This window comes from Phytohabitans aurantiacus, from assembly GCF_027923225.1.
GTDB lineage: Bacteria > Actinomycetota > Actinomycetes > Mycobacteriales > Micromonosporaceae > Phytohabitans > Phytohabitans aurantiacus.
Genome location: NZ_BSDI01000081.1, coordinates 20,692 through 27,655, shown reverse-complemented (window position 1 = coordinate 27,655; position 6,964 = coordinate 20,692). Strand labels below are relative to the sequence as shown.

At 70.7% G+C, this 6,964-nt stretch carries 5 protein-coding genes and 1 pseudogene; 3 read left to right on the top strand and 3 right to left on the bottom strand.

Translation table 11 applies throughout. The features are described from left to right. Positions 1–277: 277 nt before the first annotated feature. The 3 genes and pseudogenes from QMG73_RS42690 to pepN all read right to left on the bottom strand — a co-directional run. On the bottom strand, positions 278–1,213 hold the full coding sequence (locus QMG73_RS42690) for an acetolactate synthase large subunit family protein (protein ID WP_281905371.1): 936 nt from the start codon (positions 1,211–1,213) through the stop codon (positions 278–280). 93 nt (positions 1,214–1,306) lie between these two features. Continuing rightward, a complete protein-coding gene (locus QMG73_RS42685; protein WP_281905373.1) occupies positions 1,307–1,978 on the bottom strand; it encodes a Uma2 family endonuclease in 672 nt (223 codons plus the stop codon). 48 nt (positions 1,979–2,026) lie between these two features. Continuing rightward, positions 2,027–4,591, bottom strand: a pseudogene (gene pepN, locus QMG73_RS42680) (aminopeptidase N); the annotation flags it as partial. 129 nt (positions 4,592–4,720) lie between these two features. On the opposite strand from pepN, the gene QMG73_RS42675 reads away from it, so the two are divergent. The 3 genes from QMG73_RS42675 to QMG73_RS42665 all read left to right on the top strand — a co-directional run bounded on the left by QMG73_RS42675 (position 4,721) and on the right by QMG73_RS42665 (position 6,959). Continuing rightward, complete coding sequence (locus tag QMG73_RS42675; protein ID WP_281905369.1) at positions 4,721–5,347, top strand: mycothiol-dependent nitroreductase Rv2466c family protein; 627 nt, start codon at positions 4,721–4,723, stop codon at positions 5,345–5,347. 95 nt (positions 5,348–5,442) lie between these two features. Beyond that, entirely contained in the window at positions 5,443–5,718 is a 276-nt protein-coding gene (locus QMG73_RS42670; protein ID WP_281905367.1) for a hypothetical protein, read from the top strand. Between the two features lie 44 nt (positions 5,719–5,762). Further along, positions 5,763–6,959, top strand: a complete 1,197-nt coding sequence (locus QMG73_RS42665) for a DUF1015 family protein (RefSeq protein WP_281905364.1) — start codon at positions 5,763–5,765, stop codon at positions 6,957–6,959. Positions 6,960–6,964 lie beyond the last annotated feature (5 nt).

Below are 6,964 nucleotides of genomic sequence, written 5' to 3'. Positions count from 1 at the left end.
CAACCGACGGCCACGACAAACCCTGAACTGGCATACTCCAGCCCAGAAGCTCAACCAGCACCTCGTTGCACTGACCCCCTGAAACCGCCTCTCTCTTCCGCGTGCATTCGCCCTTGATCCATGGGAATGCCCTTGATCGGCGGGCCGCCCGCGCCGTCCGCCGCAGGCCGCCGTCCGCGGCGGCGCGGGTGCGGGCCTATCGCGGTGGCGGGCCTATCGCGCGGGTGCCGGCATTGCCCAGGCCGCGCTCACCCTGGGCGCCACACGGGCTGCGGGCTCAGACCCAGCGGTGCGGCCGCGCTGCCGGCTGATACAGCGTCGTGCGCATCACCGCGACGATCCGGTCCGGCCTGCGGTACAGGTCATGGTCGGTGAAGTACCGCATCCGCCAACCGCGTACATCCAGCCAGTTGTGCCGCTCGCGGTCGTGCCGCAGTCGCGACCGCTCCAGGTGCGAACGGCCTTCATACTCGGCGCCCACCCGCGGCTCCTCATATCCCAGGTCGAGGCGGCAGCGCTCCACGCCCCACTCGTCGACGACCGCGAGCTGCGGCCGGGGCCGGGGCAGACCGCCGTCGTGGAAGACCAGCCGAAGGTGGCTCTCCTGCCGGCACTCGGAGAGCGGCGTCGCGAGCGTCACCAGCTCGCGCGCCTGCCGGATACCACGCAACCGTCCGTGCCGCCCCACCTCGGCGATCAGGTCGTCGGCCGAGCACGCGCCCGCGCGAAGTGCCGCGTCGAAGACCGCGAGCGCGTCGCCTCGCGGCAGGCGGCGGGCCAGGTCGACCGCGCACCGCGCCGGCGCCAGGCAGGGCAGGCCGAAGACCTCGCGGACGTCGTCGAACGGCATCACGCATTCGTGCGCCGCGACACCGCGCCGCTGCGGTACGGCCGTACCCGCGGGCACCGCGATGTGGACGTCGCTGGTGGCGATCACACCGAATCCGTACAGCAGCGCGGCGGTCAGGCCGGTAAACACGGCGGCCGGCGGCAGCCCGAGCAACGCTGCCCGGAACCGGTCGAGCAGGTCAGCGGCGCCCGGACCGCTGAGGTAGGTGGCGTGAAAAGGATGGCCAAGCCGGCCTTTCGAACGCGCCCACGAGGCCGCGCTCCTGCTGATGCCGGCGCTGCGCAGCGCCCGGGAGTCGTGTGCCGTGAGGCCGCCGCGTAGCAGCCGCGGCAGTGCCGCCGCGTCGTCGTACAGGTCCGTCATGCCGCCGAGCGTTCCCGCCGGAGCGGCAGCCCGTTGGGCGCCTGTGTACAGCCAGCCGCCCTGTGGAAAACGCCCCGATCAAGCCGGCTTGTGCTACTGAGACCAGGTCGCCGGGGCCACCTGGACCGCGTACGGCAGCTCGGCGGTCACGCACTGGCCCGGGTGGACGGAGCGGTGCAGCTCGTAGTGGCCGGCCGCCGCCCGGGTGTAGAGATGCGCCACGGGACCCTTGCTCGTGCGCTCGATCCGCCAGTACGACTCGACGCCCGCCTCGGCGTACAGGCCGGGCTTGAGACAGCGGTCGAGCCGGCGGCTGCTGGGTGACTCCACCTCGACCACCAGCGCGATGTCGGCCGGTTCGACCCAGGTATTGGCCAACGGCGAAGCGGGCAGCAGCACGGTGATGTCGGGCACCAGGTAGCTGGCGCCGGCGCGCAGCCCGACTCGGCAGACCGCCCGCCAGCCCGGCGGCACCGCGGTGCGCAGGTCGCCGACGATGTCATCGACGAGCCGCTGATGGGGGTCGTCGAGCGGGGCGCTGATGTGCAGGCTCCCGTCGATGATCTCGTACCGGTGGCCGTCGTCGGGCAGCGCGTGAAGGTCGGCTTCGCCCCACGGCCGATCGGGTGCGGTGAGCTGGAGTGTCACGGCGACCACCTCCCTCCGGCCCACCCTACCGAGCCGGCGGCGCCATGCCCGCCGATCAAGGGCATTCTCACGGATCAAGGGCAAAAGCACGCGGAAAAGAGATCGAACCACGTGCATTCGCCCTTGATCGACGGGGCGCCCGGCCGGCGGCGGCGCGGAGGCGGAGGCGTCGCGGAGGCGGGCGCGGAGGGCTCGGACGATGCCGTCCTTGCCTTCGGCGACAAGCCGGCGCAACGGTGCCGGGTGACCATCCTGGGCCAGCCACGCGTCGGTGGCCGCCACCGTCGCCTCGCTCACCTGGTAGGCCGGGTAGGCGAGCATCACGAACTCCTGCGCCGGCTCGCTGTCGCGCTTGGCCCAGAGCGGCCCGACCGCCTCGAAGTACGGCTCGATGTACTGCGCGGTCAGCTCGATCTGGGTCGGGTGCTGGAAGCCTTGCAGCAGCGCGCGGTGCTCCCAGTTCGGCAGGGCGCCGTCGCTGACCAGCCGGCGCCAGACCTCGGCCTTGTTGCCAGCCTCGGGCAGGAGCGCGCGGGCGTACGTAGCCTCCCGCTCGCCGCTGGCCGTGCGGTCGGACTCCAACTCGGCCTCGATCTCCCCGGGCCCCACGAAACCCTTCGCGGCCAGCGACTGGAGCACCGACCAGCGCAGCTCGGTGTCGATCGAGAGCCCGTCGGGCACACCTGCGCCGTCGAGCCAGCCGCGCAGCACGGTGAGGTCGGACTCGGAGCGGGCGGCGGACGAGTACGCCCGGGCCCAGGCGAGCTGGAAGCCGCTGCCCGGCTCGGCGGCGGCGAGTGACGTGCGGGCCACGTCGGCGAGGGCGGCCCAGCCGGTGGGCGCCCACTCCGGGTCGGCGTAGAACGTCAGGGTGCTCGCGCCCTGCCGGAGGGTGGCGGTGACGAGGTTGATGTCGCGCTCGGCGGGCAGCCCCGCGACCACCAGGGCGACGTAGTCGCGTGCGGCGAGCTCGGCGTCGCGGACCATGTCCCAGGCGGCGGCCCAGCACAGCGCCCGCGACAGCGACGACTCGAACCCTGCGATGTGCTGCACGACGTTTGCCATCGAGCGCTCGTCGAGACGCAGCTTGGCGTACGTGAGGTCGTCGTCGTTGAGCAGCAGCACGTCGGCGGCGCGTACGCCCACCAGCTGGGGGAGCGAGGTGCGCTCGCCGGTGACGTCGACCTCGAGCCGCTCGCGCCGTACCAGCTGGTCGCCCACGATGTCGTAGAGGCCCACGCCGATGCGGTGCGTGCGCAGCACCGGGTAACCCGCCGGCGCCTCCTGCAGCACGGTCACGTCGGCGTATGTGCCGTCTGGCGCGATCTCGACCGAGGGGCGGAGCGTGTTGACCTGAGCGGTCTCCAGCCACTGCGCGGCGAACTTGCGCAGTTCGCGACCCGACGCCACCTCCAGCTCGGAGAGCAGGTCGTCGAAGGTGGCGTTGCCCCAGGCGTGCCGGGCGAAGTAGGAGCGCAGCCCGGCGAGGAACGGGTCGATGCCCACGTACGCCACGAGCTGCTTGAGCACGCTGGCGCCCTTGGCGTACGTGATGCCGTCGAAGTTGACCTCGACGGCCTCCAGGTCGGGCATCTCGCAGTACACCGGGTGGGTGGAGGAGAGCTGGTCCTGCCGGTAGCCCCAATTTTTGCGGACGGACAGGAACGTGGTCCAGGCGTCGGTGAACCGGGTGGCGTTGGTGTTGCACCAGTGGCTGGCCCACTCGGCGAACGACTCGTTGAGCCACAGGTCGTTCCACCAGCGCATGGTCACGAGATTGCCGAACCACATGTGCGCCAGCTCGTGCAGGATCGTGTTGGCCCGCTGCTCGTACTCGAAGTCGGTGACCTGCGAGCGGAAGATGTAGTGCGCCTCGGCGTGCGTGACGCAGCCGAAGTTTTCCATCGCGCCGGCGTTGAAGTCGGGCACCCACAACTGGTCGTACTTGGGCAGCGGGTACCGCACGCCGAACTGCTCGTGGAAGAAGTCGAAGCCCTGCTTGGTGACCGTGAGGATGTCGTCGGCGTCGAGGTACCGGGCCATGGAGGCGCGGCAGTAGACGCCGAGGTCGATGCCGTCGTGGCTGTCGCGCACCTCGTGGTACGGGCCGGCGCACAGCGCGGTGATGTAGGTGCTCATCCGCACGGACTGCCCGAAGTGGACGGTCTTGAGGTCGTCGTCGGGCAGGTCGTCGACGCGTACCGCCGGCGAGTTCGAGACGACCTTCCAGTGTGCCGGCACGGTCGCGTGCCAGGTGTAGAGGCTCTTGAGGTCGGGCTGGTCGAAGCAGGCGTACACCCGTTGCGCGTCAGCCGTCTCGAACTGGCTGTAGAGGTACACCTCCTTGTCGACCGGGTCGACGCTGCGGTGCAGCCCCTGGCCGCTCGCGGAGTAGAAGAAGTCGGCGTCGACGACGAGCGTGTTGTCGGCGGCGAGGCCGGTGAGGGTGAGCCCGCGCTCGGCGGACCACTCGGAGATGTCGACCGGGACGCCGTTGAGGGTCGCGGAGCGCAGAGCCTGCGCCGCGACCTCGATGAACGTGCTCGCCCCGGGCTCGGATGATCGGAAGGTCACCGCTGTGGTGGAGCGGAACGTCTGACTGCCGGAGATCGACCCTGATAGATCAAGGGTGATGTCGTATCCGGTCACGTCGAGCAGGCGGGCGCGTTCGGCCGCCTCGACCTGGGTCAGGTTGCGTACTCCGGCCACTGTGGGATCTCCATCCAGCATTTTCCGCTGGCCGTCCCCGTCGACGGCCCTCCTCAGAGTCTTCCATGTCAAGCTCGGAAAACCTGGGGTGGCCCAGGTCACCGTCGCATCGCGATGCCAGCGCGCGGCGGACGGAGCAGGATTGGGTACATGGTTGAACGTTCATCGGTAGACATGTGGTTCGATCCCATCTGCCCGTGGGCCTGGCTTACGTCCCGCTGGCTCCTCGAAGTCGAGCGGGTTCGTCCCATCGACGTCAACTTCCACGTGATGAGCCTGTCGGTACTGAACGAGGGCCGTGACCTGCCGGAGAAGTACCGCGATCTGATGAAAACCGGCTGGGCGCCGGTGCGGATCTGCGTCGCGGCCGAGCAGAAGTACGGTCCCCAGGTGCTGCGCTCGCTGTACACGGCGCTCGGTACCCGGATCCACCCGGGCGCCGAAGACCGCGGGCCTGAGCTGTACCGCGCGGCGCTCGCCGACGCGGGCCTCGACACCGCGCTGGCCGAGGCCGGCGACTCCACCGAGTTCGACGACGCGCTGCGCGCCAGCCACGACGCCGGCATGAAGCCGGTGGGCATGGACGTCGGCACGCCCGTGATCCACGCGCCCGGCCCGGTCGACGGCCAGAAGATCGCGTTCTTCGGTCCGGTGGTCACGCCGGCGCCCAAGGGCGAGGCGGCTGGCCGGCTGTGGGACGGCGTGCTTCTGGTCGCCGGCACGCCTGGTTTCTACGAGATCAAGCGCACTCGCGAAGAGCGTCCGATATTCGACTGACCCTTCGCGTGACGGGCTGCCGACAGTCTCGTTGCGCAGGTTAGAGGCCCTGGCGACGCTGGGGTGGAAACCTGCGTACGGGGAGAGCGAAGGCGATGGATAACGAGCCGGAAGCCCGGGACGAGGTGGACGCCGCCGTCTACTGGTCCGTTGACGAATGTCGCTGGGAGAGCGTCGAGCCGACCCTGCCCGATGACCTTGTCGAACTGCTCGCGCCCCCCATTGTGGTCGGCGCTGTGCTGGTTGGCGCTCGCTCCGCGAGCGCGGGCCCCGGAGCCTTGGAGGCGCCGTCTTCCCTCGCGCCGCGCACCGACTTCGTCGGCGCGTCGCTCAGTCCAGACGCCGCCGCTCCGGAGGCCAGGCGAAGCTAGGGTGTCGGCGGTCACACCGACCAGCGACGGTACCGTCACGCAGTATGACGATCGTGCATCCGATCGCCCGGGCCTGGATCACCACCGGCGGCACCGGCGCGCAAAACTACGACGAGTTCGCCGATGACGCCGAGATCACCGCGATCATCACCGACAACCCGCACAGTGCCCTGGCCGTCGAGATGCCGCACCGGGCACCGGAGAGCATCGGCCAGTCGTTCCGCGACTGCCTGCCCGCGGCGGTCCGCCGGCTGACCGAGGCGAAGGCCGACGGCAGCTACACCCCCGCCGAGCAGGTCGTCGTGCTCTACCGCATCAGCGCGCCGGGCGAAGAGCCGGCATACGGGTTCTTCGGCATGGTCGACACCGACCAGATCTCGACCAGCGCCGACGAGCCCGGCCTGGTGATCCGCAACGAAGACGTCTTCATCGAGAAGGTCCGGGAGCGGGTGGCGCTCGCCGAGGCGACCGGGCACCTGCTGTCACCGGTACTGCTGCTGCAGACCGGCTCGGGCGACGCGCTGCACGCGGCGCTGGAGGCGGCCGCGGAGCAGGCCGGCGCGCCGGCCGCGACCGATCGCGACCAGGCCGGCCGCACCCACGCGATCTGGCTGATCGGCCCCGGCCAGGCGCAAGACGAGCTGTGCGCCCTGGCCAGCGGCGGCGAGCTGGTGGTCGCCGACGGCAACCACCGGAGCCTCGCCGCGCAGACCGGCGGCCTGCCGCGCTTCCTCGCGGTGATCACCACGCCCGACTCGGTGACGATCCAGCCCTACAACCGGCTGATCAGCGAGCTGACCGTGCCGCTGCCCGAGCTGCTCGACCGGCTCCGCGCCGCGGGCGCCGAGGTCCGCGCCGTGCAGGGTCCGCCGACCGTCCCGGTCGAGGGCGGCACGATTCAGCTGTACGCCAATGGCGAGGTGCACGCGGTCGCGCTGCCGGAAACCCCAGGTGCGGCCGCCGTGGACAACCTCGACCACGCGCTGGTGGAGCGGGTGCTGCTGCGCGACGGGCTCGGGCTCGACCCGGGTGACAAGCGGATCACGTACGTGGGCGGCGACTACCCGGCCGAGTGGCTTGCCAACGAGGTCGACACGGGCCACGCCGAGCTGGCGGTCCTCATCGCACCGGTGACCGTCGACGACTTCGTATCGGTCAACCTCGCCCGCCTCAAGCTGCCGCGCAAGAGCACGTGGTTCACGCCGAAGGCCCGTGGTGGCCTGGTGCTGGCCCAGCTTTGATCGCC